Source organism: Pseudomonas sp. 30_B, from assembly GCF_017491605.1.
Taxonomy (GTDB): domain Bacteria; phylum Pseudomonadota; class Gammaproteobacteria; order Pseudomonadales; family Pseudomonadaceae; genus Pseudomonas.
On the sequence record NZ_JAFGYY010000485.1, the window covers coordinates 1 to 245 of the forward strand.

A 245-nucleotide genomic window follows, 5' to 3' on the forward strand; every position below is an offset into this window, starting at 1 on the left:
CGCCTGCTGACTTTCACCCTGCGCAGCGACCCCATTGTCGCCTTCGTTGGCCTCGGCCATCCCTGGGCCGGGCGCGAGTCCATCGAGCTGGCTGACCTTGATGACATGCCGCTGGTGTTGCGCGAACCCGACTCCATCACCCGTCGTACCTTCGACGCGGCCTGCTCGGCCCAGATGGTCGAACCCCGGGTGCTGCTGGAGCTGGACAGCCGCGAGGCGGTGACCGAGGCGGTGGCGGCGGAACT

General features: G+C 68.6%; 1 protein-coding gene. It reads left to right on the plus strand.

The window, feature by feature from the left end; translation table 11 throughout:
• Positions 1–245 (plus strand): LysR substrate-binding domain-containing protein (locus J5M67_RS29195; protein WP_243434957.1); only part of this gene is annotated, 245 nt, incomplete at both ends.